Raw genomic sequence first — 24074 nt, 5'->3', positions numbered from 1 at the left:
AGGAGCTCAGGACTGGGAGAGGGCAGACGTCCGCCGTGCGGCGATGCGCTCTACCGTTTGCATATGCTGCGTACCCCATTGGCACAACCCACCCAACGCCGAGGCCAGGGACTCCCCGAACGGCGTTAGGGAATACTCGACTTTGGGCGGTATTTCCTGGAAGTCCACGCGAAAAATGATCTCGTCGCGCTCCAACTCCTTGAGTTGCTGGATCAGCACCTTATCGGTCACACCACCAATCGCGCGCCTTAATTCTCCATATCGATGAACATTCTGCGCCAGGTTGAACAGCACCAGCGGCTTCCACTTGCCGCCAATCACCGCCAGGGCAGCCTCGAGCCCGCAATTGAATGATTTATTGGCCATGATTGAGGTGCCTCCTAAGGGTACTTACTAAAAGGTGCATACTATTCAAAAGAATAGAGCGGATCTAGAGTTGCGCCTCAACATTCTTTTTTGGAGTCATCATGAGCAAGCTCAACGGAAAAGTTGCAGTGGTTACCGGCGGCAACAGCGGCATCGGCCTGGCCACCGCGATTCGATTTGCAGCGGAAGGCGCACAGGTGGTGATTGTAGGCCGTCGACAGTCAGAACTGGACAAGGCGCTCAAGCTGATCGGGCCTGACGCCATCGCCATCCAGGCCGACATTGCCAAGCTGGACGACCTGGACCGTGTGTTCACCCAGGTCAAAGCCGCCAAGGGCCGTGTTGACATACTGTTTGCCAATGCAGGCTTGGGGGATTTCCAACCGATCGGGTCGATCACCGAGGAATCGTTCGACCGCACGTTCGGCATCAACGTCAAAGGCACGCTGTTCACCGTGCAAAAAGCCTTGCCACTGATGCGGGCCGGCAGTTCCGTGATCCTGACTGGATCAACCACCGGCGTGATGGGCACACCGGCGTTCAGCGTGTACAGCGCCACCAAAGCGGCGCTGCGTAATTTCGCCAGAAGCTGGGCCCTGGATCTCAAAGGCACCGGCATTCGTGTGAACGTACTTTCACCCGGACCGATCTCGACACCGGGTCTGGACTTGGCGTTGTCAGGCACGGGTCAAAAGGAAGCAATCATCGACGACATGACGGCGCAGGTGCCACTGGGCCGTATCGGTCAGCCTGAAGAAGTGGCAGCCGCCGCGTTGTTCCTGGCATCGGATGAGAGCAGCTTCATGACGGGCAGTGAAATGTTTGTCGATGGAGGCTTTGCTCAGGTTTGAACCTGACAGGGGTTTTGCCTGTTGAAATCTGACGGGCACTGCCCCTGATTACGCAATATGATGTTACGCATAATGTATATTATGTTAAATCATGTATGACTCTATGCTTATCGCTCAGCTACTTTATGGATCTCAGCAACTACCTGCTTCACTGCCTCTTCAATCGCACCTTCATTACGGCACAAAACCCAGCCCTGACCCACAACCGCCCGTTCGAATATCTCTGTGCACGCAACATGCTCGGCATACTTCTGAATCACCGTGCCGCCTATTCCTCGTGATCGTGCCATTGCTCTCGCCCATGAAATATCCGGCGCGGTGACAACGCCGACATGCAGATCCGGCACTCGCACGCTTCGCTGCAGGTTCAACTGCAGAATCTCTGCAAACGGGATCGTGTGTCGAAACGCAGCCTCAGACGGATACCAGCGATCAATCAGGATAATGCTGCCCGACGGCTGCCGAGTCAGTACGTTCCGGGAGATCCAGCGGCGACTCTCGGCAAAGCGCTCACACACAGCCCATTCCAGATCCCGTGAGGGATTTCTGGCAAGTTCATTGACCAGGGCCATGGTTTCCCCTCTGTAGGGATCGCTTTTGCGCTCGCAAAGCCGAATGACTTTCTTGTTGTCCGACCTAAGAGCTACCGTTACGGCCTCCAGCAGCGTGGTTTTGCCGGTGCCTTTGGGGCCATCCAGAGAAACAAAAAGCGGAGCATTCATTTTTCACCGCGATCGAGACAAAGATCACCACTCTAACTGCATTAGTCTCGGAGGTGGTGCTCAATCAGGTACGTGGTTTCTTTCCCGGCGGGGAAAATAATGAAGCCACGCTGGAGCTGAGCTCTTTGAGGACTACTTCAACGCCTTCCCATCCGTTTAAGCGCAAGTACACGTGAGCAGAAACGGCACCTTTCCCCAGATCAGGCCGCGAATTCGTGGTCAGCATCCTGTCTGTCTGGGTGTGACCATTTCGTGAATAATGGCTATATGCTACTATCGGATCCTGATTTCTTGCAAGGACGAACAGTTATGGCGATAAATGGAGCAATAAACAGCGTCACGCGAGTTATCGCGCCATCTACGGCGCTCAATGGAATCTTAAGTCCACTTACTTGCCGAACAGTCGGTACTGATCTCTGTCATCAAAGTAACGTCTTGCCTCTTCCCAGTTCTGCATAAATTACAACCGCTCTGCAGAAAGTACTGTTGTGCCCTCTAAAAATACATTCAAGTTAGTCAGATCAAACCGAGGCTTATACATGATAGATATCGCAAAAGCTTATGAAACTTTCGAAGCATTGAATACCCCTTCTGAGATGGTGGACGCTTTTGATCCAGCCATTACCCCCAGCAGCACTAGAACTACTTATAAAAACTATTTAAAAAAACTTCCTGTGCACCTTGAAAACCAACACACTCATGAGTCGGTTGCGCTCGCTCTTGCATTGCTGCAAGCCAACAGGAGCCAAGCTATTTATGACATGCGTGAGAAAGGATTTTTCCGACTCTCAAGATATGGTTTTGGTGATTCGGCGTGTGCAACGGTGGACGCATTATTGCTTGCGGGTGAGCGTTGTGGTCTCAACGAGGAAACCTTGGAATATCTTGTGTCTGTGCAAGCGCTGCACAGCCTCAGACCTCAAATAACGCCACTCTATTCTTATATTTCAGATCAGGTCAATAGGTATAAAAAAACAATATTGAAGTCGATGTTTGTGGTGATTGATCGGATGTTTTTAGGTGCGTGGCAAGGTGGTGACAGGAATCTTCCGAGTGACCAGCCACTGCATCACAGCATGGAGGATTTTGCTGAGGCATTTTCTACGGTCATTGGGGTGTTTAGAAAGTCTCACGGTATTACGCTATCGGACTGGCAGGATGCTGATCCAGACGGACTGAATAGTACGAACATCTACTTGTTTGTGTTGACTGCTGCGGCTCAGCTGAACAGTTTCAAACAAGCTGAAACAATGTTGGATGGGCTGCCATACAAAGCTGGATTAAGAGGAAAAGATGTTTACATCAGTTCGATAGATCCCTTGTTCGAAAAGACAGTCCGCTTAGGGTATGTGCAGCAAGAAAAACAGTCAGAGATACGCTTTCGAAAAATGGCGGAGTTTTATCATTCGCCAGATGCAGGACTGCCCTCATTGATGAAGGAGACAAAAAGACTTTTTGACGCTGGTTTGCATCAGTTCGTTTATGTCAACGAGCATCCTCAACGCCGACTGGTGTTTGCGATTCCTGAAGGCCTTGGTGTTGAAGGTCTGATTGGATATGAAGGTACGTTCTTAGAAGAAGAACTGGCCATCATGAGAATGGATGTTGACGATTTCTCTGATGATAACCCACTGTTGCGAGAAATAAAGCCAGGCATTCGGGCTTTTCATTTTTTGCGCGCGCAAAGATTCTTCTCTTTCATTGCATACATGTATGAATTCGCCTTTGAAAATTTGCCCGACGAAGATAAGCAATTCATCACTGCCCAATCAGCTATTAACATAATGCCTCGGAAGGGTTTAATAAAATCCTTGTCGTTGGCTATTCCGGAGGAAATTGTAGATTCGGTAATCGAGATGCTGGTACTTCCAGCGGCAGGTGACTTAATAGATATCCAATATTTTCCGCTGATTGCGGCAGAGGATGACATCATTTGCTCATCTAGGGTTCTTTCTGCTTCAAACATTATAAGAAACCTCTACGTCTCCAATCGACTTCATAAGGGCTGGGAAAAAGGCTGCGATCCGATGATCATACGACTCAAGTCGGCCTTGATAAAGGCAGGGTTCCGAGTGGAAATGGAGGTGGACTTACCCTTTGGGGAAAGTCTTGACGCCGATCTGTTGGCCTATAAAGATGGGTTGCTTTTATTGTTAGAATGTAAGCATATGTACCATCCATGTAATATGCATGAGCTTCGCAATCCATTGTGGCACGTACAGAAAGGGGCGGACCAGTTAAATGTTAGACTCCCCTTCCTCGATAAGAAAAAACATCTTGATGACGTACTCTCCTTGGTTAAATGGGGGGAGGTCGAAATTAACGAAATCCGTGGGGCTATTGTGACCTCTACGCGTGTACTTCATGGATGGCGTACTGGCGGATATCCAGTGATTCAAGCCAAAGAATTTATCAACGTATTGACAGGTGGCATTATAGTCGGTCCTGAAGGTAATTATCATTTCTGGGAGGGTGAGAAACTTACTGTAGGGGATGTCGGGCGATATTTGGATGGCTCGACAGTTATAGAGGATCAACTGGAGAGTATGGAGCCTAGGTTGGAGTATCATCCTTATGGTGGTAGTCAACTGGTATATGAAACCTGGAAAAACAACGAAGAAGAACATGGAAAAAGATTGGCAAAAAAATATAAATTTACGGCACGATCATAACGTCGGAGTTGATTTTTAAGATACAAGTGTTGAGCCATAGAGCGGCGCCCGCCCCGGGCGCCTATCAACAACAGCCGGGCCTTATTAAAAGAGTCTGCCTCACTCCATCCTCACCAATGCTGAAACGTCATCATCTCCCCCTCGCCCGCATGTTAATCTGGCCCCACCACGAATAGACATTGATCGTCACAAGACGATGACCAGAACCAGGAAAGCCCATGCCAAAGATTTCTCACTCAGCCCTGCGCCGCAACTTCCGTGAATTGCTCGCCACCCCAACCTGCGTTGAAACCGCTTCCGTCTTTGACCCGATGTCGGCGCGTATCGCCGCTGACCTGGGTTTTGAAGTCGGCATCCTCGGTGGCTCCGTCGCCTCGTTGCAGGTATTGGCCGCACCTGATTTTGCGTTGATCACCCTGAGTGAGTTCGTTGAGCAAGCCACCCGCATCGGCCGCGTTGCCCAGTTGCCGTTCATCGCCGACGCCGACCACGGCTACGGTAACGCCCTGAACGTGATGCGCACCGTCGAAGAACTTGAGCGTGCCGGTGTGGCCGCGTTGACCATTGAAGACACGTTGCTGCCGGCGCAGTTCGGGCGCAAGTCCACCGACCTGATCTCCATTGAAGAAGGCATCGGCAAGGTCCGCGCGGCGCTGGAAGCACGTGTCGATCCGGAGTTGTCGATCATTGCCCGGACCAACGCCGGCGTGTTGCCGACCGAAGCCGTTATCGAACGCACCCTGGCCTACCAGAAGGCCGGCGCCGATGGGATTTGCATGGTCGGTGTGGCCGATTTCGAGCACCTGGAGAAGATCGCGGAAAACCTCACGGTGCCGCTGATGCTGGTGACCTACGGCAACCCTAAGCTGAATGACGCCCAGCGTCTGGCCAGCCTTGGCGTGCGCATAGTGGTTGCCGGCCACGGGGCTTACTTTGCCGCGATCAAGGCGACGTATGACAGCCTGCGTGCCCAGCGCCAGTTGACCCACAGCACCGATAACCTCAGCGCCACCGAGCTGACGCATACCTACACGTTGCCGGAAAGCTACGTGGCCTGGGCTGAAGAGTTCATGGACGTCAAAGAGTAAAGACAACATCGGAGCGAGGGGGGCTCCCCCCTCCTCCCGTTCTCACGATGTCCACTGCTCCCCGCCTGGCCAATCCTTGGTGGGAATATCCGCAATGGTCCCGTCCTTGACCCCATCGATGCCATAACGCTCGATTGAATCCCCCAATATCTCGCCGAACTTGTCCGACTTGGCCTGTGCCTGTCCTTCCTTGACCAGCCCGGGCACGATGGCCGTCAGTACCGCCACGCCAGCCGCCAGGAAGCCCAGCACGCCCGCCGTGGCCGCCAGGCCCGGGAGAAAGCGCGGCAGGTTCGCCCCGAGCAAGCCAAGGCCACCCTCCGCGGCCGAGGCGCTGCCGGCCAGTACACCCAGCGAGCCTGCGGTGATGCCAAAGCCTCCAGTCAGCTTGTCGCCCCGGCGCAACGCGTTGACGCCATCAAAAATGCCATAAGCCCCGGCGACGATACCGGCCAGGCCGCCGATACCTTTGGCGGCTTCCTCGAAGTTCTTCGCCACGACCTTGGCGTGCTTGCCGTCCTTGACGTTGTCCTTGACCTCATCGAGCAGGTCGAGCATGACCTTGCCGTCCTTCATATCCTTGAGGGTCTGCTCACCGCTCTTGATCGACTTGGCGAGGTGTTCCTGGTAGCCCTTGGTGCCGCCCTCGATCAGCACGGTGGTGGTCTGCACGGAACCGGTGGTGATGTCGACGATGTTGCGTGTGGTCAGCTTTCCACCGCTCTGCGCCCCACGTGCAATGGTCACACCCGCCAGGAACAGCCCGCTCACCCCGTGCAGCACACCGCTGCCGTAGGCGCCCTTGGCGCCGCCATTGGGGTCGAAGTCCGACAGCTTGCCCATTTTGTCCAGGGCCTTGGTGCCCTGGCGGAGCATGTCCCAGTTACCACGAAAGCCCGCCAGGACCTGGTCGGTGGTGGCCACGGTGCCGTCCTGGTTCAGCAGCAGCTCGGGGCTTTCCTGGCGCATCTGGTCGACCAGCTTGCGGACCTTGTCTTCGTCCAACTCCGCGCCGCCGTCCTTGCCGAAAGCGGTCTTGATGTCGTCGAAGCCAGCCCCCTTGAACAGGTTCTCCTGGGCGATGCTGGAGAAATTCTCGTTGAGCTGTTGATCGTGCTGGGCCGTGAAGGCCGGATCAAGCGCGGCGTTATAGAGCGCCACTTCCAGGCTGAACTCCGAAGCGGCCTGCTCCGGCGTGTTGTCCTTGAGCAACTCGCGCAGGCGGTCGCCACTGGCCAACTGGTCCTTGTAGAAGGTCTTGAATGCTTCGTTATGCGAGGATTTGGCGACCGCGCCCTGGATCGCCTTGGCATCGTCAATCCCAAGCATCGACTGCAGGCTGGTGGCGGTGGCGTAGAAACCGGCCAGCGCTGTGTGCTGGTCGGTCTTGCCGTCCTTGGTGTTGGCGTCCCACGCGGCGTCCAGTGCCCTGCCCGACTTCACCTGATCCTCGTAGGTCTTGGTGACCGCATTCTTCAGGCCGGGATTGTCTTCAAACAACGTCTTCACCGCCTGGTCGCCTGCGTTCCTGATGTACTCGGCGGTGGGTTTGTCGCCCTGCAAGATGGCCATGTGGTCATTGATGTCCTGCAGCAGCTTTTGCGGCTCCCAGATCGCGCCGGAGCGGTTGGCGATGGAGACCTTGCCGTAATCGCTGTTCCAGACCCCGGCGTTGGCGCCGTCGACCACCAGTTTCTGCGCTTCCTGCAGTTCCAGCAGCACCGCAGCCTTTTGCTCGGCCGTGTAGTTTTCCGGATGTTCGAAGATGTCCTTGTCGAGCTTGCGGGTGTCGACCTTGCCCGTGACAGTGCCGGTGGCCACGTCGGTGATCAGGCTGGCCAGGCTCTGGGCATCGGTGGGGGCGGCGGTCTTCAGCCAGGCTTGCACGTCGCTGCGGCTGACCTTGCCGTCGGGCTTGTCGCCGATACTGTTGCCGGCCGTATCGAGCTTGCGGAAGGCGCCGGGCTGGGCAAAGAAGTTGAGGGCCTCTTTCTCTTCCTTGTTCAACTGCGGATTTTGCTTGAGGTAGTCCTGGATGTTCTGTTCGGTGACGGCACCCTCGCCGCCGGTCTTGCCACGGATCGAATCGAACCTGGCCTCCAGGATTGCACCGTATTGGGCGATCTGCCTGGAACCTGCGTCGGCCTCCGGGTGGATCTTGAGAAAGTCCTTGTAGCTACCGATCTGGTCATTGGCCGGGGGCTTGGCCAGCGCCTCGAAACCGTATTTGCCGAAATCCTGCAAGCGCCCGGCTTCGGTGCCATGGCGCGCTTCGCCGCTCTTGGTAAAGCCGTCGACACTGCTGTTGGCCACGTCCTTGCCGGTCAGCGCGTTACCGTTCTCGTCAAAACCCACTACCCGGTCGAGCACCTGGCTGGCACGGAAGGCCGCGTTCGGGTCCTTGTCGAAATCGCCGACCTGTTCCTTCAATGCATCCTTCACCCCACTCTGGTTGCCAAGGTTTTTCAGCAGCGGGTTGTCATTGATGATGTCCTGGGCCGAGCGCCTGTCACCCTCGGGCAGTTCCCAGACGATGCCGGCCTTTTCCGCCGCATCACGGCGTTGGCCGTCCTGGCCCACGGCGTCCACGTGTTGCAGTTCACCCTTGAGGTTCTCCCAACCATACTTGCCGAAGTCTTGCAGGCGCCCGGCCTCGGTACCATGCCTGGCGTCACCGCCTTTGGTGAAACCATCGACGCGGCCGTTGTCGATGGCATTGCCGGCCAGGCGTGCGCCGTTTTCGTCGAAGCGTTCGACATGCTCCAGCACCTGATTGGCCCGGTAGGCCGCGTCCGCATCGTGTTCGAAATCGCCGACCCGTTCGCGCAACTTGTCCTTCACCCCGCTCTGGTTGCCGAGGTTTTTCAGCAGTGGGCTGCCGTCGATGATGTCCTGGGCCGAGCGAGCGTCATCCTTGGGCCGCTGCCATTCGATGCCGGCATCCCTGGCCTTGGCCCTATCGACCGCGTTGCCCCATTCGGCGCTGGAGTCGTTGCCCGTGATGCTCTTGATCGTGGGGGCGTTACTGACCGGTGATGACATGCGTGTGCTCCTTGAAGACGGGAGGCCGGGGCATGATCGTCAGGGGCGATCATGTCGGACCAGTCAGGAGAGCAAAGACCTTGAGGGTTACTGAAAGATGACAGGCCGACCTATCGGGTCGACGCCGCGCGCCTTGCAAGCCACTGATGCACCGATGCCGAAGGGATGAAACCCAGCTTGTGAAATGTTGTGAAAAAATCCGCCGCAGAATCTGCGGCGGCAACCAAAGGATGTTGTCGAAGCAGAGCGGCTAAGACAGGTTCAACGTACACCCGAAATAAATTAAACAGCGTGAAGTTAAATTAATTGAGTTTCATCCCTTGACCCGCTGCCGGCCGCGCAGACTGTGCCTGGAATCCACCTCGGCAACCACGCCGAACACAATAAAAAACCGTAACAGCTCACCTGCAAACATCTGCCCAAACAACGTTATGCGCCATCCAATCAGTGCGGTGTTTTTGTGCGCGCGTTCATTATTCCGGGGAAGTCACAACATGATTAAACAGTCGAGCCTATTGGCACTGGCGGTGTGTGCCGGTATCAGCCAGATGGCCTTTGCCGAGTCGGTCACCGACCAGGCGGATGCCAAGGGATTTGTCGAGGGCAGCAGCGTCAACGGGTTGTTGCGCAACTACTACATGAACCGCAACCGTGAAGGCGGCCGGGCCGATAACATCGACTGGACCCAGGGCGCGATGCTCAACTATGCCTCGGGTTTCACCCAGGGCACCCTCGGCTTCGGCGTGGACGCCTATGCCTACGGCGGGCTGAAACTCGATGCCACCCATGCGGACGCCGGCACCGGCAACCTGCCGACCGACCGCCATGGTGATCCCGAAGACGCCTACGGCTCAGTCGGCGCCGCAGTGAAGATCAAAGTCTCCAAGACCCAGCTCAAATTCGGCGACATGCAGCCCACCGCCCCGGTCTTCGCCACCGGCGGCACGCGCCTGTTGCCGCAGACCGCCACCGGGTTTGACCTGACCAGCAGCGAAATCGCTGGCCTGGACCTGGAAGCCGGGCATTTCACTAGCACCAACAGTGGCATGACCAGCAACCATGACCACGATATCTACGCCACCTACGCCAACATCGCCGCCAACAGCGCAAGCTTTGTCGGCGGCAAGTACAGCTTCAGCCCGTCCCTGAGCGCCACGCTTTATGCCGGTGAGCTTGAAGACATCTGGCGCCAGTACTACACCAACCTCAACTACGTGATCCCGTTGGCGCATGACCAGTCCCTGGCGCTGGACGGCAACCTGTACCGCACCCTCGACACCGGCAGCGCCAAGGCCGGGGCGATCAACAACACCACCTACTCGGTGGCGGCGGCGTATTCGTTCCTGCAGGCGCACACCCTGACCCTGTCGTTCCAGAAGGTGCATGGCGACACGCCGTTCGACTACATCGGCACCGGCAACAACGGCGCCGGCGAAGGTGGCGATTCGGTGTACTTGGCCAACTCGGTGCAATGGAACGACTTCAACGGCCCGGGCGAGCAGTCCTGGGGGATCCGCTATGACCTGAACATGGCCAGTTATGGCGTGCCGGGGTTGAGTTTCATGGGCCGCTATATCAACGGCTCGGATATCGATGGCACCCACACGCCGGCCCATAGCGCCTATGTCGGCAACTACGGTGCGGATGGCGCGCACCACGAGACCGACCTGGAAGCCAAGTACGTGATCCAGAGCGGCCCGGCGAAGAATCTGTCGTTGCGTGTGCGTGATGCGATCGTGGCGTCGAATGCCGACCAGCGCGATGGTGACCTGAACGAGCTGCGGTTGATCGCCGACTATCCGTTCACCCTGCTCTAAACCACGCCCACTGGAGGAGCGAGCGTGCTCGCTCCTCCAAATGGAAAGCGTCAGCTTACCCAGCCGACCGCAGTCTTGGGAATGACTTCCGATTCATCCAGCTTCGAGGCAAACATGCTCACCGCCTGCACGGCATCGCTGGTGCTGGTGCGAATCTGCAGGATCACCGACCCCGCCTGATCGGCCAGGCTGACGCCGCGTTGTGCGCCTTCCTGGGTCGCGTTCATGCTGGTCACGGCGTCGCGGGTTTCCGAGAGGATCATGCCGATCATCTCGGCGATTTCCGCCGTGGAGCGGCTGGTGCGTCCGGCCAGTTGCCGGACCTCATCGGCCACCACCGCAAAGCCACGCCCCTGGTCCCCGGCGCGCGCCGCCTCGATGGCTGCGTTGAGCGCCAACAGGTTGGTCTGGTCGGCGATACCGCGAATGGTGTTGACGATGGCGGTGATCTGTTCGGAACGGTCGCCCAGTTGCCCCACCAGCCGCGCAGACGCGCCGATATTCTCGGCTATACGGCGCATTTCCGTAGCGGTCTCCTGGATCACCTGGGTGCCGTGCTCGGCAAAACGCTCGGTCTCGGAGGAAATATGGTAGGCCCGGGAGGCGCCACGGGAGTCTTCCTCGAACTTCTCTACGCGCTCGGTGATGTCGCTGGCAAACTTGGCGATCTTGATCAGTTTGCCGTCGCCGTCGTACACCGGGTTGTAGCTGGCCTCCAGCCACACCACACGCCCATGCTTGCCAAGGCGCTTGAATTGCCCGGTAAAGAACTCACCGTTATTCAAGCGGCGCCAGAAGTCGGCGTACTCATGGCTGGTAACCAGCGCGGGCTCGCAAAACAACCGGTGGTGCTTGCCTTTGATTTCCGCCAGGGAGTAGCCCATGACATTGAGGAAATTCGCGTTGGCGTCCAGCACCTGGCCACTCAAATCGAACTCGATAACGGCCATCGCACGGTCCACGGCCGTCAATTTGCTGCGGGTGGCCGCGTCCTGCTCCACTTGGGCAGTGACGTCCAGTGCGTACTTGACCACCTTCAACACCTGGCCACGCTCATCCAGCACCGGGTTGTAGCTGGCTTCCAGCCAGATGGTCCGGCCGTTGGCATCCACGCGCTTGAACGTACCGGAGACAAACTTGCCGGCTTTCAAATCACTCCAGAACTGGCTGTAGGCCGGGCTGCTGGTCAGCGCCGGCAGGCAAAAATCGCGATGGGACTTGCCGGCCAGTTGATTGGCGCTGTAGCCCAGGGCCTTGAGGAAGTTGTCGTTGGCCCGCAACACGTTGCCGTTGAGGTCGAATTCGACCACGGCCATGGAGCGTTCCAGTGCGCTGATCAGTCCTTTGTACTCGGTGGCCTCGGCCGTCCTGGCCGCCAGTTCTGTTTTGAGTGTTGTGTTGAACATGACGTACCCTCAGCCGTGCGAAAAAACCCGTGTCTTGATAGGGCTATCGGCTGTGAAATACGCGACTTTACCGGCCTTGCGTGGATTATTTTCTGGCGTCAAATACTTGCGCAATCAGGGTTTTGCGCCTAGAAAAGCGAGGCGCTCGCGCATGCCGGCACTGGCCGCCGGACCAGCCTGCAACACGCACTGGTCAAACGCCACCAACTGCCCATCCGCGCGGGCGAGCGCCGGCTGCACCGGCCTGCCTGTCTTACGCTCCACCAACTCGACACTGGTGCCCTCTTCGGCGTAGTGCCGGTTGCCCCAGGCAACCAGTGACATCAGCACCATGCCGAAATCCTCACCCTTGGCCGTCGGCACATATTCATGGCGCGGCGGTCGTTCGCTGTAGGCACGGCGCTCCAGCATGCCCGCCTCCACCAGCGCGTTCAGGCGGCGCGTGAGCATATTCGGCGCAATGCCCAGGCTGCGCGAGAACTCATCGAAGCGGCGCAGGCCGTGCAACGCATCGCGCATGATCAAAATGCTCCACCACTCCCCTACCCGCTCAAGGCTGCGGGCGATGGGGCATTCGTCGCTGATGAGGGACTTGCGTTGCATGGGGATTCCTGTGGGTCAGTGCCAATGTGCGTGATGCCATGTTACTTTCATGATGATAGTGACGTCCATAAGGTCTGTTCCTTCACCGCAACTGGAGTCGATTGATCATGAGTAAACGCATCGTTGTAACAGGTATGGGCGCACTGACGCCGTTGGGCGCTGACGTGGAATCTACCTGGCGACGCCTGTTGGCCGGGCAATCGGGTATTCGTCGCCTGCCGCAAGCGTTGATCGGTGATTTGGCCGTCAGCATCGGTGGCCAGGTGCAGACCGTACTCGAGGACCCAGAAGCTGGTTTTGATCCCGATCGCCTGCTGGCAGCCAAGGAACAGCGCAAGATGGACCGCTTCATCCTGTTCGCCCTGGCGGCGGCGGATGAAGCCTTGAAGCAGGCCGGCTGGGCGCCGAACACGCCTGAAGCGCAGGAGCGCACCGCGACCATCATCGCCTCGGGTGTCGGCGGCTTCCCGGCGATTGCCGACGCGGTACGCACCACCGACAGCAAAGGCCCTCGGCGGTTGTCGCCGTTCACCATTCCGTCGTTCCTGAGCAACATGGCCGCCGGACACGTGTCGATCAACTACGGCTTGAAAGGCCCGCTGGGTGCGCCGGTGACGGCCTGTGCAGCGGGTGTACAGGCCATCGGCGATGCGGCGCGCATGATTCGCGCCGGTGAAGTGGATGTGGCGGTGTGCGGTGGTGCCGAAGCGGCCATCCATCGGGTCAGCCTCGCCGGGTTCGCGGCGGCGCGAGCGTTGTCCAGTGACTTCAATGACAGCCCGGAGCAGGCTTCACGACCCTTCGACCAGGCGCGGGACGGCTTCGTCATGGGCGAAGGCGCTGGCATCCTGGTCATCGAGGAACTGGAGCACGCCCTGGCCCGAGGTGCGCAGCCGATTGCCGAATTGGTCGGCTACGGCACCAGTGCCGATGCCTATCACATGACCGCTGGCCCGGAAGACGGCGACGGCGCACGCCGTGCGATGCAGCAGGCCTTGCGCCAGGCCGGGATCGGCGCAGACCAGGTGCAATACTTGAATGCCCATGCCACGTCGACGCCAGTGGGTGACAAAGGCGAATTGGCCGCGATCAGGACGGTATTCGGTGCGAACGGCAGCCCGGCGATCAGTTCGACCAAATCCGCCACCGGCCATCTGCTGGGGGCTGCGGGCGGTATCGAGGCGATCTTCACCGTGCTTGCCCTGCGCGACCAGATCGCCCCGGTCACCCTTAACCTGCAACACCCCGACGCTCTCGCCGAGGGCCTCGACATGCTGCGCGGTGCTGCCCGGCCGATGCCGATTGACTATGCGCTGTCCAACGGCTTCGGCTTTGGCGGTGTGAATGCCAGCGTGCTGTTTCGCCGCTGGGCGTAGTTTGCCCCTGCGGTGATTTTCGGGGACCATGGGCGCCTTTCTGAACCTGCCAACGCGAGGCGCCCATGGCCAACCACGACCTGCACTACACCCCGGACCCCGATGCCGACTCGATTTCTTCGGATGTGATCGGTTTCAACGGCATCCTGGTGTCCACCCAGATCCCGACCCGCGCCGACGGCAGCCTGGAACTGGGCGATATCACCCTGCAAAGCGAATGCACCCTGCAAGCCCTGAAAGTCGCCCTGGAAAAAGCTGGCAGCTCCATGGACCGGGTGATGCACCTGACCATTTATCTGACGGACATGGCCGATCGCGCCGCCTTCAACGAGGTCTACAAACGCTTCTTTGCCAAGCCCTGGCCCGTGCGCGCAGCGGTTGGCGTGGCCGCCCTGGCGGTCGACGGCATGCGCGTGGAAGTCACGGCGATGGCCGCTCAAGCCTGAGTGCGTGCCGGTCAGGCATTTCACAGCTACAATGCGCGCCTCAACCGTGACAAGCCTGACTAAAAAAACTATGTCCTTGCCCAAGCACCACCTTGAATTGCTCAGCCCTGCCCGCGATGTCGCCATCGCGCGCGAGGCCATCCTGCATGGCGCCGACGCCGTGTACATCGGCGGCCCGAGCTTCGGCGCGCGCCATAATGCCTGTAACGACGTGAGCGACATCGCGCAGCTGGTGGAATTCGCCCGCCGTTACCATGCCCGCGTGTTCACCACGATCAACACCATCTTGCACGACAACGAACTGGAACCCGCACGCAAGCTGATCCATCAGCTCTACGATGCCGGCGTCGATGCGTTGATCGTGCAAGACCTGGGCGTGATGGAGCTGGATATTCCGCCCATCGAGCTGCATGCCAGCACCCAGACCGATATTCGTACCCTGGGCCGTGCCAAGTTCCTCGACCAGGCCGGTTTCTCGCAGTTGGTATTGGCCCGTGAGCTGAACCTGCAAGAGATCCGCGCCATTGCCGACGAAACCGATGCCGCCATCGAGTTCTTCATCCACGGCGCCCTGTGCGTGGCGTTCTCCGGGCAGTGCAATATCTCCCACGCGCAGAACGGCCGCAGCGCCAACCGTGGCGACTGCTCCCAGGCCTGCCGCCTGCCGTATACCCTGAAGGACGATCAAGGCCGCGTCGTGGCCTTTGAAAAGCACCTGCTGTCGATGAAAGACAATAACCAGAGCGCCAACATCCGCGCGCTGGTCGAAGCCGGCGTGCGTTCGTTCAAGATCGAAGGCCGCTACAAGGACATGGGTTATGTGAAGAACATCACTGCCTATTACCGCCAGCGCCTGGATGACGTGCTGGAAGACCGCCCGGACCTGGCGCGTGCGTCCAGTGGCCGTACCGCGCACTTCTTCCTGCCCGACCCGGAAAAAACCTTCCACCGTGGCAGCACCGACTATTTCGTCACCGACCGCAAGGTCGATATCGGCGCCTTCGACACCCCGACCTTCACCGGCCTGCCGGTGGGTGTGGTGGAAAAAGCTGGCAAGCGCGACCTGCAAGTGGTCACCCATGAGCCGCTGTCCAACGGCGATGGCCTGAATGTGCTGGTCAAGCGCGAAGTGGTGGGGTTCCGCGCCAATATTGCCGAGCCTAAAGGCGAGTTCGAGGAAGACGGCGAGAAGCGCTACCGCTACCGCGTCGAGCCGAACGAGATGCCGGCCGGCCTGCATCAATTGCGCCCGAACCACCCGCTGAACCGCAACCTGGACCACAACTGGCAACAGGCGCTGCTCAAGACCTCATCCGAGCGTCGTATAGGCCTGACCTGGGCCGCTCGCTTGCGCGAAGCGCAGCTGGAAGTCACCGCCACCAGCGAAGAAGGCATCAGCGCCAGCGTCACCCTGCCCGGCCCGTTCGGCGTGGCCAACAAGCCGGAACAGGCGCTGGACACCCTGCGCGACCTGCTCGGCCAACTGGGCACCACCGAATACCACGCGACCGACATCCAACTGGATGCGCCGCAGGCGTTCTTCATCCCCAACTCACAGCTCAAGGCCCTGCGCCGTGAAGTGATCGAAGCGCTGACCGCCGCCCGTGTGGCCGCGCACCCGCGTGGTGGACGCAAAGCCGAAACCACTCCGCCGCCGGTGTACCCGGACGCGCACCTGTCGTTCCTGGCCAATGTCTACAACCAGAAAGCCCGCGACTTCTACCACCGCCACGGGGTGAAGCTGATCGACGCGGCCTTCGAAGCCCACGAAGAAACCGGCGAAGTACCGGTGATGATCACCAAGCACTGCCTGCGTTTCTCGTTCAACCTCTGCCCTAAACAGGCCAAGGGGGTCACGGGCGTGAAGACCAAGGTGGCGCCGATGCAGTTGATCCATGGCGATGAAGTGCTGACCCTGAAGTTCGACTGCAAACCCTGCGAGATGCACGTGGTGGGCAAGATCAAGGGGCATATCCTTGGCTTGCCACAGCCGGGCAGCGCGGTGGAGCACTTCAACCCGGAAAACATTATTTTCCAGGGCACGCACTGACCCTTTGCACGCGGGGCCACCACCAGCCCCGCTGCAACCCCGCAGCCGCCACTAGAATCGCAGCCACACCCAGCCATTGCAGCCAGCCCAGGCGATGCCCGAAGGCGATCCAATCGACGAAGATCGCCGCAATCGGGTAGATAAACGACAGTGCACCGGTCAGGGCCGTCGGCAGTTTCTGGATCGCGCCGTACAACAACACGTACATCACGCCGGTGTGCACCACGCCGAGTGTCACCAGTGCGCCCCACGCGCTGGTCGTAGCCGGCAAGCTGTTCCAAGGCACCAGCGGCGCCAGTAACAACGCGCCGGTGGTTACCTGGACCAACGCCATCAAATGTGGCGGCACTGCTTTCAAGCGCTTGATGATCAGCGCGGCAATCGCGTACAGCAACGCTGCACCCAGCGCCAACGCGATACCCGCCAGGTAATCGTCGCCAGCCGGTTGATCACCATGGGCAGTGACAATCGCCAACATGCCCAGGAATGCCACGCTCAGCCAGGCGAGTTTCTGCACAGTGATTTTCTCGCCCAGAAACAGCGCCGCCAGCATCACCAGCATGAACGGCTGCACGTTGTACACCGCCGTACTGATGGCAATCGATGCGCGCGAATAGGATTCGAACAGCAGCAACCAGTTGCCGACAATTGCCACGCCACTGAGCATCGCCAGGCCGAGCGTGGCCCAACTGAGCAGGTCCAGGCGCAGATAACCGAGCAACGCGCACACCAGCAACAGCGTCAGCCCGCCGATCACACAGCGCCAGAACACCACTTCGATCACCGACACGCCGGACACCAGGACAAACCAGCCAATGGTGCCCGAGATCAGCATGGCGGCGACCATTTCCCACGACCCGCGACGGATGGATGTATCCATGATTGAGGCTCCTCAAGTGAGGCTCAATTATGGCAATCTGCCTGGTAACGGCTCCAGCGACTAAAATAGGCAATATGCCTGGCTTGCCTTTACTTATTAGGCGGAAACCATGATTGACACCATCGACCAGCAACTGATCGCCGCTTTGATGGACGACTCGCGCCTGTCCCTTAAAGCCCTGGCGGGGATTACCGGCTTGTCTTCGCCGAGCGTCGGTGAACGCCTGCGCCGTCTCGAAGAGCGCGGCGTGCTGACCCACTACACCGTCGACATCGACCCCAGGCACTTTGGCTACCTGCTGCAGGCCATCGTGCGCATCCGCCCCTTGCCCGGCAAATTGCATGAGGTGGAGCGGCAGATCCAGGCGATTCCCGAGTTTACCGAGTGTGACAAGGTCACCGGGGATGATTGCTTCATTGCGCGATTGCATGTGCGCACCATGGATCATCTCGACAGCCTGCTTGACCGGCTTAACGCCTACGCGGAAACCAATACGGCCATCGTCAAGAAAACCCCGGTGAAACGGCGTCTGCCGCCCTTGGGGACTAGCAAAAGCTGACCTGTCGTGGCAAGCAGGCCTGCCCCGCGTTGGGGCGCAAAGCGGCCCCCTCTCGGCATCACCGCGTTTCTCCAGAAAAACCGTGGCGCCTGGGTTTGGGGCTGCTTCGCAGCCCAACGCGGGGCAAGCCCGCTCGCCACAACAGGCCCTCTCACCACAACAGGCCTCCTCACTACAACAAATCCCCTCAGCACAGGAAACCCGGTCATCAGTCGTGAAGGGCCTTGGCAGCGCTCAGCAAACCTTGAAACTTGCGATAACGCGCCTCCAACACGGGTTGCTGCATAAGATCCGGGCTGTACCGGACCTTGACCGGCATCCCCGCCTCGAGCAATTGCGCACCCTGCCCTATCGCCACAAACCCCAGCTTCGCCGCACCGATACACGCGCTCAATTCGCTGCCGTGCAGGGTGAAGATGTCCCGTTGCAGGATGTTGGCCAGCAACTGCGCCCAATATTCACTGCGCGCACCACCACCCACCAACGCGCAGGCGCCCACGTCGGCTCCGGCTGACTGCACTGCGCGCAACGCATCCAGCAGCCCGAACCCCACACCTTCCATCACCGCATAACCGAGCATCGCCGGCGTGCAGTCATGGCCCAGGCCCATGAAACCACCGCGCAGCAGCGGGTCGTTATGCGGGGTGCGTTCACCGGCCAGGTATGGCAGGAACAATGGCGTACCGAGCGGCACTGGTTGTTCGATCGGCAGTTGCGCCTGCACCTGGTTCAATAAGGTTTGCTCATCCGCCGTTCCCGTGAGGCGTGTGACCCAGCGCAGGCAACTGGCGCCGGCCAGCATGGCACCCATGGTGTACCAGCGATCAGGCAGCGCATGACAGAAACTGTGCACGGCACTCGCGGGATTTCCGGCAGCGTGATCGGTAATCGCGACAATCGCAGCGCTGGTACCGAGGGTGATGAAGCCATCGCCGGCATTGATCGCCCCGATCCCCACGGCAGCCACCGGGTTGTCACCACCGCCGCCGGCAATCACCACCGAGGGCGCCAAGCCCAGGCCTTGCGCCGTCAGCACGGCACTCGCCGCGCCGCCTTCCACCAGCCGAGGCATCTGCTCCGGCGAGAGACCCGTCGCCCGCAGCATCGGCGCGAACCACTCGCGTTGCGCCACATCCAGCCACAACGTACCCGCCGCATCGGACATCTCGCTGATGCGCTCGCCACTCAAGCGCAAACGCAGGTAATCCTTGGGCGACAGTACGCAATCAATGGCCTTGAACACCTCGGGTTCATGGCGTTGCAGCCACAGCAGTTTCGGCGCCGTCAGCCCGGCCATGGGCAGGCTGCCAGTGATGTCGGCAAACGCAGGACCCAACTCTTCGGCCTCGGCAACGGCACGGGAGTCGTCCCACAGGATCGCCGGGTACAACACGCGGTTGTCCGTGCCCAGCAACACCGCACCGTGCATCTGCCCGGACAGGCCGATACAGGCCACGCGGGCAAATCCAGGATGCTCGCGCAATTCGGCCAGCGCCTGCAAACACGCCTGCCACCAGTCTTCCGGCGCCTGCTCGGACCAGCCGCTGTGGCGCCGCGACACACTCAAGCGCACGCCGGCATGGGCCAGCACCGTACCGTCGAGGTCCATGAGGATGGCCTTGAGTTCCGAGGTGCCGAGGTCGATGCCGAGGGAAACGGGACTGCTCATAAGGGGGTCATTCCAATCCATTACAACCACATGAATTACGGCGTTGCAGAGTCGGCGCCAGGCGCACACTGTGGGTGGGGGCGTCGGGCGACGCCATGCGCTGCAACAACAGGTTCACTGCCTGCGTACCCAAGGCCTGGACCGGCTGCGCGATCAGGGTCAGGCGCGGCACGAAAAAATCCGCCCAGTCAAAATCATCAAAACCCACCAGGGCCATCTGCGCCGGTACGTCGATCTTCGCCTCTCGCAAGGCCTGCATCGCGCCGAGGGTCATCAGGTTATTGCCGGCCATGATCGCCGTGGGTGGCTCCGCCAGGCGCAGCAGCTGCACGGTCGCCTGGCGCGCCGGCGCGGTACTCGAGCCGCCGTTGACCAGCAAGTGCGGATCAAACGTCAGCCCGGCGCTTTGCAGCGCCGCGCGGTATCCGGCAACCCGCTCATCGGTGGTGCTGAAACCCTCACGCCCGGCGATAAAGCCGATGCGGCGGTGCCCGTGTTCAATCAAGTGCTTAACCAAGGCTTGGGTGGACTGCGTGTTTTCCACCCCGACCTGGTCGAATTGCTCGCTCATCATGCGGTCCACCAACACCGCCGGGATCTGGTTGTCCCCTAGGTACTGCAGGGCCTTGGAACCGTTGGAGGGCGCCAGCACTATGCCGTCGACCCGTCGATGATGCAGCGCCGTGACCACCCGTAGCTCGTGCTCCGGGTCGTCGTGGGTGTCGACAAACAGCATCATGTAACCGTGCTTGGCGCACTCGTTCTCAATGGCATGCACGGTTTCGCTGAAGTAATGGTTGGACAGCGCCGAAATCGCCACGCCAATCGTGCTGGTGCTCGACCGCGCCAACGAACGCGCCAGGGTGTTGGGGATGTAGCCCAACGCCTGGATCGCTTGCTGCACCGCGTGCACCGTTGCCGGGCTGACCTTGCGGGTGCCGTTCAACACATGGGACACCGTCGACGTCGACACCCCCGCCCTGCTTGCCACGTCATCCATGGTGACCACGACGCTGTTCCTCTCAGTTGATCAATGTTTGCTCGACCAACCGCTGTACGTCGCGACGTTGTCACGGGTGATCAGTTTTGGCGTGAGCAGGGTAACCGCTTCGGCCGGGGCTTTGTCATTGAGAATGTCGTTGCCCACGTTGACGGCAGTCTGCGCCATGGCCCAAGGGTCCTGGCTGGCCGACGCCTGGATCTGCGTGTCGGTTTTCAGCGCGTTCTCGATATCCGGCGCACCGTCCACCGAAGTGATGATGATGCCGCTGCGCTTGAGCTGCTTGGCCGCCAGGTCGCTGCCGATGGCTTGCGGGTCGTTGATCGCGAACAGGCCGTCGATTTTCGGGAAGCGCGTGAGGTAACCCTGCATCACGTTCAGGCCGCCTTCGCGGGAGCCTTTGCCGTCCTGGTCATCGGACAGCACCTTGATCTCCGGCGCGGCGGCCAGTGCGGCCTTGCAACCCTTGACGCGATCGGTCACCGCGGTGACCTGCGGGCCGTTCTGGATAATCACGTTGCCCTTGCCGGAGAGCTTGTCCACCAGGTACTGGCAGGCCAGCTTGCCGGCTTCGACGTTGTCGGTCTGCACCGTGGCGTTGACGCCCTTGGCATCTACGTCCACGGCCACCACGACGATGCCGGCATCGCGGGCTTTCTTGATCGCCGAGGCCATGGCGGACGGGTCGACGGCGTTGATCAGGATCAGGTCGACCTTGGACGAGATGAAGTTGTCGATCTGCGAGAACTGCTTGCTCAGGTCATAGTCAGCCGACACAGAGGTGACCTTGACGTTGGGGTTCAGCTCCTTGGCGCGGGCGGTCGCGCCATCGGCCAGGGTCACGAAATACGGGTTGCCCAGCGAGCCCATGCTGATGCCGAGGGCCTTCAATTCGCGGGCTTCGACGGCTTGGGACATCAGGGCAGCCAAGGCAATGACCGGAAAGATACGTTTGAGGTTCATGCGGGTCTCTCTTGTGATTGTTGTGGGAATGAACTCAGGTCCGTGCGCCGGACTGGCGATAACGATCCAGCGCCACCGCGCCGATGATCACGATGCCCTTGATGATGTACTGCCAGATGTCCGAGACACCCAGCAGCACCAGGCCGTTGGTGAGTACCGCGATGATCAGCGCGCCGATCAGCGTGCCGCCGATGGTGCCGACACCGCCGGTAAAACTGGTGCCGCCGAGGATCACCGCGGCAATCGCATCCAGCTCGTAGGATTGCCCCAGTTGCAGGCCATTGGCGGCGAACAGGCGCGACGCGCTCATCACCGCGCCCAGCCCGGCCAACGCGCCGGACATGGCGTAGACGAACAGCAGCACCTTCCACACCTTGATCCCCGACAGCCGCGCCGCTTCCGGGTTGCCACCCACCGAGTAGATCTGCACACCCATCACGGTGCGGCGCAGGATGAACCACGACAACGCCACCACTGCCACGGCGATCACCACCAGCCAGGGCACGCCGAGGATCGAGTCGTTGCCGATGAAGGCAAACGGCAGGTCCGGGTTGAACACGGTCTTGTCGTCGGCCAATAGCCGCGCCAGACCGCGCATGGCCGTGAGTGCACCGAGGGTGACGATAAACGGCGGCAGGCGCATAAAGGCGATCAAGCCGCCATTGACCAGGCCCAACAACAGGCCAAAGCCGATACCGGCGGCTATCCCGAACATGCCGAACTGCGGCGACATCGACGCCTGCAACGCCACCACTGCCGACGCCGCGAGGATCGCGCCCACCGACAGGTCGATGCCCGCCGTGAGGATCACAAAGGTCATACCCGCCGCCAGCACCACGTTCACCGACGCCTGCTGGGTGATGATCGACAGGTTCTGCACCGTCAGGAAGTTCTCGCTGGCCAGGGCAAAGCCCACCAGCAGCAGAACCAGCACCGGCAACATGCCGACCGTGCGCATCAGCTCGCGAGCGCGCTCTGCCTTACCGGTTGTTGCGATATTCACTTCAGCCATGGGCCACCACCTGATCGCCACCGGTGGCGAGGTCAATAATACGTTCCTGGGAAATAGCGTCGCCGGAGGCGCCGCCGACTTCTGCGACCAACTGGCCTTCACGCATGATCAGCACGCGGTCGCAGGTGCCGATGATTTCCGGCAGCTCGCTGGAGATCACCACGATGCCGACACCGGCCTGGGCCAATTGGTTGATGATGCGGTAGATCTCGGACTTGGAGCCGATGTCGACGCCACGGGTGGGTTCATCGAGGATCAACACGTGCGGCTTGACCTCCAGCAGCCGTGCCAGCAGCACCTTCTGTTGGTTGCCACCGGACAACGCACCGACATTGACCTTGCCCGAGGCCACGCGAATCGACAGTGACTTGATCGCCTGCGTGGCGCGCTGCGCGGCATGGGCGCGATCGAGTACCCCGCCGGCGTGGGCATCCGGCACGCAGGCGCAGACATTGATGTTGTCCGCCACGCTCATGTCCAGGAACAGGCCCTGGGCCTTGCGGTCTTCGGTGAGATAGACGACACCGGCACGGATCGCATCCGCCGGGGTGCGCAGTTGGGTGACGGTCTTGCCGACCACTTCCAGGCTGCCCGAGGTGCGTGGGTCGGCGCCGAAGATCAGCCGCGCCAGCTCGGTGCGCCCTGCCCCGACCAGCCCGGCGATGCCCAGCACTTCACCGGCGTGCAAGTCGAAACTGCACGGGCGCACGCGCTTGCCGTCGGCCATGTCGCGCACGCGCATCACCACGTTGCCGGGGTTATAGGCGGCGTGTTCCTTCTTGTAGAACCCTGACAGGTCGCGACCGACCATCATCTTCACCAGCACGTCGGCCGACAGCGCTTCGCGGGTCAGTTCGCCGATGTACTGGCCGTCGCGCAGCACCGAGACGCGGTCCGACAGCTCGTAGATCTCGGCCATGCGGTGGCTGATATAGATGATCGCCAGGCCCTGGCTGCGCAGTTGTTTGATCAGCGCAAACAGGCGGTCGGTCTCACGGGAGGACAGCGGCGTGGTCGGTTCGTCCATCACCAGGATCTTGGCGTGGGCATGCAAGGCGCGGGCGATTTCCACCAATTGGCGCTCGGCAATCGACAGGCTGCTGACCCGCGTGGCCGGGGTGAATTCGGCGCCCAGGCGTTGCAGCACTTCGCTGCAACCGGCCTGCATGCCCTTGCGGTCGATGGTCCAGCCACGGCGCAGTTCACGGCCCAGGTAGATGTTCTCGGCCACGCTCAGGTTGGGGCACAGGCTCAGTTCCTGGTAGATCACGGCGATGCCGAGGGCTTTGGCGGTGGCGGGGTCGAATGTGGGGACGGGCTGGCCGGCGATGCGGATTTCGCCGCCGGGGTCGGCTTGGTAGGCGCCGGAGAGGATCTTCATCAGCGTCGATTTGCCGGCGCCGTTTTCCCCCATCAAGGCGTGGATTTCGCCGGGGTAGACCTTCAGGCCGACATTCTTGAGCACGCGCAAACCGTTGAAGGTTTTGCTGATGCCCTGCATTTCGAGCAAGGGTTCAAGGCTCATGGATGAGCTCCTGGTTTTATTATTTTT

19 protein-coding genes are annotated in these 24074 nt (G+C 60.1%); 8 read left to right on the top strand and 11 right to left on the bottom strand.

The genetic code is table 11. From position 1 onward, the window contains the following. Positions 1-6: 6 nt before the first annotated feature. On the bottom strand, positions 7-366 hold the full coding sequence (locus ACZ445_RS14895) for a winged helix-turn-helix transcriptional regulator (RefSeq protein WP_058425890.1): 360 nt from the start codon (positions 364-366) through the stop codon (positions 7-9). A 101-nt stretch (positions 367-467) separates the two neighbouring features. On the opposite strand from ACZ445_RS14895, the gene ACZ445_RS14890 reads away from it, so the two are divergent. Beyond that, positions 468-1217: an SDR family NAD(P)-dependent oxidoreductase gene (locus tag ACZ445_RS14890; RefSeq protein WP_058425891.1), complete on the top strand. Its 750-nt coding sequence runs from the start codon at positions 468-470 to the stop codon at positions 1215-1217. 107 nt (positions 1218-1324) lie between these two features. Here ACZ445_RS14890 and ACZ445_RS14885 read toward each other — a convergent pair whose 3' ends face one another. Next, a complete protein-coding gene (locus ACZ445_RS14885; RefSeq protein ID WP_058425892.1) occupies positions 1325-1939 on the bottom strand; it encodes a dTMP kinase in 615 nt (204 codons plus the stop codon). Between the two features lie 539 nt (positions 1940-2478). Between ACZ445_RS14885 and ACZ445_RS14880 the strand changes: the two genes are divergently transcribed. Both ACZ445_RS14880 and ACZ445_RS14875 read left to right on the top strand, forming a co-directional pair. After that, positions 2479-4611, top strand: coding sequence for a hypothetical protein (locus ACZ445_RS14880; RefSeq protein WP_310863059.1), 2133 nt, complete (start codon positions 2479-2481; stop codon positions 4609-4611). A gap of 218 nt (positions 4612-4829) precedes the next feature. Next, on the top strand, positions 4830-5699 hold the full coding sequence (locus ACZ445_RS14875) for an isocitrate lyase/PEP mutase family protein (protein WP_058425894.1): 870 nt from the start codon (positions 4830-4832) through the stop codon (positions 5697-5699). Positions 5700-5741: 42 nt separating this feature from the next. Here ACZ445_RS14875 and ACZ445_RS14870 read toward each other — a convergent pair whose 3' ends face one another. After that, positions 5742-8741, bottom strand: a complete 3000-nt coding sequence (locus ACZ445_RS14870) for a type III effector HrpK domain-containing protein (protein WP_464707184.1) — start codon at positions 8739-8741, stop codon at positions 5742-5744. A 494-nt stretch (positions 8742-9235) separates the two neighbouring features. Here ACZ445_RS14870 and ACZ445_RS14865 point away from each other — a divergent pair, with 494 nt between their 5' ends. Then, on the top strand, positions 9236-10558 hold the full coding sequence (locus ACZ445_RS14865; protein ID WP_464707182.1) for an OprD family porin: 1323 nt from the start codon (positions 9236-9238) through the stop codon (positions 10556-10558). A 50-nt stretch (positions 10559-10608) separates the two neighbouring features. On the opposite strand, the gene ACZ445_RS14860 is transcribed toward ACZ445_RS14865, so the two are convergent. Next, on the bottom strand, positions 10609-11964 hold the full coding sequence (locus tag ACZ445_RS14860; protein ID WP_464707181.1) for a methyl-accepting chemotaxis protein: 1356 nt from the start codon (positions 11962-11964) through the stop codon (positions 10609-10611). A gap of 114 nt (positions 11965-12078) precedes the next feature. Beyond that, entirely contained in the window at positions 12079-12567 is a 489-nt protein-coding gene (locus tag ACZ445_RS14855) for a winged helix-turn-helix transcriptional regulator (protein WP_179030056.1), read from the bottom strand. Between the two features lie 107 nt (positions 12568-12674). Between ACZ445_RS14855 and fabF the strand changes: the two genes are divergently transcribed. From fabF to ACZ445_RS14840, 3 genes are all read left to right on the top strand, one after another. Beyond that, a complete protein-coding gene (gene fabF, locus ACZ445_RS14850) occupies positions 12675-13943 on the top strand; it encodes a beta-ketoacyl-ACP synthase II (protein ID WP_058425899.1) in 1269 nt (422 codons plus the stop codon). A gap of 65 nt (positions 13944-14008) precedes the next feature. Further along, positions 14009-14389: a RidA family protein gene (locus ACZ445_RS14845; protein ID WP_028616142.1), complete on the top strand. Its 381-nt coding sequence runs from the start codon at positions 14009-14011 to the stop codon at positions 14387-14389. Between the two features lie 70 nt (positions 14390-14459). Next, positions 14460-16439 (top strand): peptidase U32 family protein, encoded by a 1980-nt coding sequence (locus ACZ445_RS14840; protein ID WP_071495638.1) that lies wholly within the window; start codon positions 14460-14462, stop codon positions 16437-16439. Here the strand turns inward: ACZ445_RS14840 and ACZ445_RS14835 are convergent. Beyond that, positions 16417-17319, bottom strand: a complete 903-nt coding sequence (locus ACZ445_RS14835; protein ID WP_464707179.1) for a DMT family transporter — start codon at positions 17317-17319, stop codon at positions 16417-16419. The two genes, ACZ445_RS14840 and ACZ445_RS14835, sit on opposite strands and share 23 nt — an antisense overlap. A gap of 109 nt (positions 17320-17428) precedes the next feature. Between ACZ445_RS14835 and ACZ445_RS14830 the strand changes: the two genes are divergently transcribed. After that, entirely contained in the window at positions 17429-17878 is a 450-nt protein-coding gene (locus tag ACZ445_RS14830; RefSeq protein WP_058425903.1) for an Lrp/AsnC family transcriptional regulator, read from the top strand. Between the two features lie 208 nt (positions 17879-18086). On the opposite strand, the gene xylB is transcribed toward ACZ445_RS14830, so the two are convergent. Genes xylB through ACZ445_RS14805 form a run of 5 tightly spaced genes read right to left on the bottom strand, consistent with a single transcriptional unit; the run spans position 18087 to position 24047 of the window. Further along, complete coding sequence (gene xylB / locus ACZ445_RS14825; protein ID WP_464707178.1) at positions 18087-19547, bottom strand: xylulokinase; 1461 nt, start codon at positions 19545-19547, stop codon at positions 18087-18089. A gap of 7 nt (positions 19548-19554) precedes the next feature. After that, positions 19555-20556, bottom strand: coding sequence for a LacI family DNA-binding transcriptional regulator (locus ACZ445_RS14820; RefSeq protein ID WP_464707176.1), 1002 nt, complete (start codon positions 20554-20556; stop codon positions 19555-19557). Positions 20557-20577: 21 nt separating this feature from the next. Beyond that, complete coding sequence (locus ACZ445_RS14815; protein ID WP_058425906.1) at positions 20578-21510, bottom strand: ABC transporter substrate-binding protein; 933 nt, start codon at positions 21508-21510, stop codon at positions 20578-20580. A gap of 34 nt (positions 21511-21544) precedes the next feature. Then, positions 21545-22522, bottom strand: coding sequence for an ABC transporter permease subunit (locus ACZ445_RS14810; protein WP_310863064.1), 978 nt, complete (start codon positions 22520-22522; stop codon positions 21545-21547). Further along, positions 22515-24047 carry a sugar ABC transporter ATP-binding protein gene (locus ACZ445_RS14805; RefSeq protein ID WP_058425908.1) on the bottom strand — a complete coding sequence of 511 codons (1533 nt, stop codon included), beginning with the start codon at positions 24045-24047 and terminating at the stop codon, positions 22515-22517. Before ACZ445_RS14805 ends, ACZ445_RS14810 begins: the two co-directional genes overlap by 8 nt. Positions 24048-24074: the final 27 nt, after the last annotated feature.

It is taken from the genome of Pseudomonas allii, from assembly GCF_055380095.1.
This window is presented reverse-complemented; position numbering and strand designations above follow the sequence as displayed.

What these genes read in the sequence shown, in the direction of transcription:
- ACZ445_RS14895 (WP_058425890.1), bottom strand. Translation starts at nt 366, where the DNA reads ATGGCCAATAAATCATTCAATTGCGGGCTCGAGGCTGCCCTGGCGGTG.
- ACZ445_RS14890 (WP_058425891.1), top strand. Translation starts at nt 468, where the DNA reads ATGAGCAAGCTCAACGGAAAAGTTGCAGTGGTTACCGGCGGCAACAGC.
- ACZ445_RS14885 (WP_058425892.1), bottom strand. Translation starts at nt 1,939, where the DNA reads ATGAATGCTCCGCTTTTTGTTTCTCTGGATGGCCCCAAAGGCACCGGC.
- ACZ445_RS14880 (WP_310863059.1), top strand. Translation starts at nt 2,479, where the DNA reads ATGATAGATATCGCAAAAGCTTATGAAACTTTCGAAGCATTGAATACC.
- ACZ445_RS14875 (WP_058425894.1), top strand. Translation starts at nt 4,830, where the DNA reads ATGCCAAAGATTTCTCACTCAGCCCTGCGCCGCAACTTCCGTGAATTG.
- ACZ445_RS14870 (WP_464707184.1), bottom strand. Translation starts at nt 8,741, where the DNA reads ATGTCATCACCGGTCAGTAACGCCCCCACGATCAAGAGCATCACGGGC.
- ACZ445_RS14865 (WP_464707182.1), top strand. Translation starts at nt 9,236, where the DNA reads ATGATTAAACAGTCGAGCCTATTGGCACTGGCGGTGTGTGCCGGTATC.
- ACZ445_RS14860 (WP_464707181.1), bottom strand. Translation starts at nt 11,964, where the DNA reads ATGTTCAACACAACACTCAAAACAGAACTGGCGGCCAGGACGGCCGAG.
- ACZ445_RS14855 (WP_179030056.1), bottom strand. Translation starts at nt 12,567, where the DNA reads ATGCAACGCAAGTCCCTCATCAGCGACGAATGCCCCATCGCCCGCAGC.
- fabF (WP_058425899.1), top strand. Translation starts at nt 12,675, where the DNA reads ATGAGTAAACGCATCGTTGTAACAGGTATGGGCGCACTGACGCCGTTG.
- ACZ445_RS14845 (WP_028616142.1), top strand. Translation starts at nt 14,009, where the DNA reads ATGGCCAACCACGACCTGCACTACACCCCGGACCCCGATGCCGACTCG.
- ACZ445_RS14840 (WP_071495638.1), top strand. Translation starts at nt 14,460, where the DNA reads ATGTCCTTGCCCAAGCACCACCTTGAATTGCTCAGCCCTGCCCGCGAT.
- ACZ445_RS14835 (WP_464707179.1), bottom strand. Translation starts at nt 17,319, where the DNA reads ATGGATACATCCATCCGTCGCGGGTCGTGGGAAATGGTCGCCGCCATG.
- ACZ445_RS14830 (WP_058425903.1), top strand. Translation starts at nt 17,429, where the DNA reads ATGATTGACACCATCGACCAGCAACTGATCGCCGCTTTGATGGACGAC.
- xylB (WP_464707178.1), bottom strand. Translation starts at nt 19,547, where the DNA reads ATGAGCAGTCCCGTTTCCCTCGGCATCGACCTCGGCACCTCGGAACTC.
- ACZ445_RS14815 (WP_058425906.1), bottom strand. Translation starts at nt 21,510, where the DNA reads ATGAACCTCAAACGTATCTTTCCGGTCATTGCCTTGGCTGCCCTGATG.
- ACZ445_RS14810 (WP_310863064.1), bottom strand. Translation starts at nt 22,522, where the DNA reads ATGGCTGAAGTGAATATCGCAACAACCGGTAAGGCAGAGCGCGCTCGC.
- ACZ445_RS14805 (WP_058425908.1), bottom strand. Translation starts at nt 24,047, where the DNA reads ATGAGCCTTGAACCCTTGCTCGAAATGCAGGGCATCAGCAAAACCTTC.